This is a genomic window from Prevotella sp. 20925_1_30, assembly GCF_041433025.1.
Taxonomy (GTDB): Bacteria; Bacteroidota; Bacteroidia; order Bacteroidales; family Bacteroidaceae; genus Prevotella; species Prevotella vespertina.
The window spans coordinates 1-3,178 of sequence record NZ_JAPWAR010000057.1 but is presented as its reverse complement, the minus strand read 5'-3'; the positions used below and the strand labels follow the sequence as shown (position 1 = coordinate 3,178).

The window sequence follows — 3,178 nt, the reverse complement described above, 5'->3', positions numbered from 1 at the left end:
ATTGGCAAAGCTAAATAAGCAGCATAACTACAATCATATTAAAACGGTCTTTAAATGAAACATAAATACCTCACAGCAGTTTTCTTCTTTATATCCACTCTTTCTGCTACAGCTCAGACCCCTGGTGGTGTAGATAAGCCAATGGTATGGTCACACGATTCTACCTCTGTTCGTGTCTCTGCTGGTGCTGGACTTACCTATATAGGCGTAAGTAAGGTATATGGCGAAAAGGAGCAGGCTATATGGTCTCTTGGAAGTGGAAAAGCTATTACCCGTATACAGACAACTGAACGTGCTGCAAACCTTGGCGATGGTACTTTCATGAATTATGCCAAGGACTCATTGCCTGAAATGCGTCTTTATAGCTATACGACCTCTTCCAATATGGGTAATGGTCAGACTTTGCATATCGGTCGGAATGGGAACGCCAAGTTGCCTGTAAAGAACCTTGAAGGTAGAACTGTTGAATATACTGTCTTCGATCGCCGCCTTTCTGATACAGAACGGTGTCGTGTGGAAAGCTATCTTGCTTTGAAATATGGAGTGAGCCTTCGTAGCAGTTACCTTAATTCAAGGAGCGAGGTTATTTGGAATGGGTATACCAACAAGGACTATAGCCACCGTATAGCTGGTCTTATCTCAGACAAAGCTTCTGCCCTACATAAGACAAGAGCCAAGAGCTGTGAGGAAGATGGTTTCCTTACAATCAGTATGAGCAAGCCTCTTGAAGATGGTGAGAGTCTTCTTTGGGGTGACAACAATGGCAAACTTTCTTTCCGCCAGAGTAAGGCCTACGGTAAGTGGCTAGGTAGACGATGGATGAATGCAGCAACACGGGTTGACAAGCCTAATGTTGATGTTGTTGCTGATGGTAAGCAACTACGCCAGATACAGCCTCTTGCAGAAGGTGAGAGCTACTATCTTGCCGTTGACCCTACAGGAACGGGTAGCTTTCCTGTCAAGACTCTAAGCTATCATAAGGCAAACATGACAGTTGGTGACAGTATTGTTTTTAAGAATATACCGTTAGGCAAATGTGATGTATTCACACTACGAGCTGCCAAAGATATGTTTACAACAATAGAAGTAAAGCAGCCAACGGAGAAGAGTGGCAGCACAGGAACACTCTCTGTCAGGGTAACAGGTGGTATCGCCCCTTACAAGATGACCCTACAGAGAGAACACATGTCTGTTTTCAATCGTACCACAAGTGACAGCATACAGTCTGCTGACGGACTCATAGAAGGGAAATACCTCCTTACAACGACAGATCATGTGGGCAATAAGTCTGAGAATGAGTTTCAGATATCTAAGACGGGTATCACAGATATTCCTTCCATGAATCCTTCCGATGGAAATACTGACTTCTTTGCGAATGTAAGTGTAAGTCCTAATCCAACGGTGAATGGATATGTCGGTGTTCAGGTGGAACTGAGCGAAGTAGCTCCATTGGACATGGCACTCTATACGACGGGTGGGGCTCTTGTCAGTCGTCAGACGAATATGCCAGATACATATTTCTCCACTAAAGTCTATCTTCCACAGACAGGTGTTTACTTATTGACACTGCAAAGTGGTAGCAAAGAAAGGACATTTAAACTAGTGAGGAAATAATTCTCTTTTTTATCCTTTTAAAGTTTACTAACGCAAGTATATACATTGAGGACCTTTAGGTCTGAAACAAAATAGCAAGAATAATGAAGTATTCTACACATTCACTCCTCTTTCCGTTCCTGTTGCTAGCAGGAATCATACTAAACTCCTGTAATGGTGGAAGTAATCGTTCTGCTAAAGAAACTGTAATCAGTGATTCTACATCCAGTGATACAGTCTCTTCTGTACAAAAAGATAGCACCTCCTCAAAGGCTACTTCCTTACGAAAACAAGTTAAGGACAGTGTACAGAACTCACCTGTGAAGAGAATCTCCAAAGAAATCGCAAGAAAAGAAAAGGGGAATCGTGTAGATACTCACAAGCCGAACAGGAAATCTGCAAGACTTTTTGCAGACTTAGGCAAACGTACCGTCAGTAAGTTCTTTGCCAATTCCGACAGCGATACGCTCAATGTTGGGCGTGCCCAGCTTGCCGTTCCACGTGAGGCTATGGAAAAGGGTAAAGTTCTCAGTATTACTCCACTTAGAAAGGGTGAACTACCAACCTTGCCTACTGGTATGGTGAATGTTACAGGTGGCTGTGACACCTTAATGGCAAGAACAGATACGGTATCAGGTTATCGTTTCTTACCTCATGGTAATCACTTCGTCCATCATCTGGCAAGTATTTCTGTCCCCTACGACAGCACGTTGATACCGAAAGGCTATACTGTAGATGATATCCACACCTATTATTATGATGAACTGCACCAACGCTGGACAATGCTCCAGTCAAAAGGTATTGATACCAAGCGTGAGGTGGCAATGGCAGAGACTTCACATTTTACGGATGTCATCAACGGTATCATCAAGGTTCCAGAGAGTCCCGAAACACAGAATTATGTCCCTACAGGTATCAGTGAGCTGAAGGCTGCTGACCCAGCAGCAGGTATTCAGCAGATTGAAGCTCCATCAGCTAATCAGAATGGTACGGCAACACTGTCCTATCCTTTTGAAGTTCCTGCAGGGCGTAATGATATTGGTGTAAGTGCCGGCTTACAGTATAGCAGTGAGGGCGGTAGTAGCTTTGTTGGCTATGGATGGAGCTTTCCTGTGCAGAGCATTGACATAGAGACCCGATGGGGTGTACCACGTTTCGATGATAAGTCAGAGAGTGAGAGCTATCTCCTCATGGGACAGCAGCTCAGTGACCGACTCTATCGTAGGACTGATTCTCTGGCAAGACAAGTTGATAAGCAGTTCTACCCAATGACTGAAGGTGGTTTCAGTAGGATTATCCGAAAGGGTAACAGCCCGAAGGACTATTACTGGGAAGTGACGGGCAAGGATGGTACAGTCTACAGTTATGGTGGTCATGGTGGTCATGTCAGTGATGCTACTTCTCTTACAGATACCAATGGTAACCGTGTCAAATGGGCACTTGATCGTGTTACCGATGTTCACGGAAACTTTGCCGCTTTCCATTACATGAAGTCTGGCAATAACCTTTATCCGGAACGCTATACATGGACAGGATTCGGGGAGACGGAAGGATTGTATAGCATTGAATTCAATATTGACTCTAT

The 3,178-nt window shown here is 44.1% G+C and carries 2 protein-coding genes; both read left to right on the top strand.

Annotated features, from left to right (window positions below; genetic code table 11):
* The first annotated feature begins 54 nt into the window (after window positions 1-54).
* Window positions 55-1,614: a T9SS type A sorting domain-containing protein gene (locus O3603_RS11915; protein ID WP_371523039.1), complete on the top strand. Its 1,560-nt coding sequence runs from the start codon at window positions 55-57 to the stop codon at window positions 1,612-1,614.
* Window positions 1,615-1,697: 83 nt separating this feature from the next.
* A partial coding sequence (locus O3603_RS11910; RefSeq protein WP_371523038.1) for a SpvB/TcaC N-terminal domain-containing protein occupies window positions 1,698-3,178 on the top strand: 1,481 nt, incomplete at its 3' end.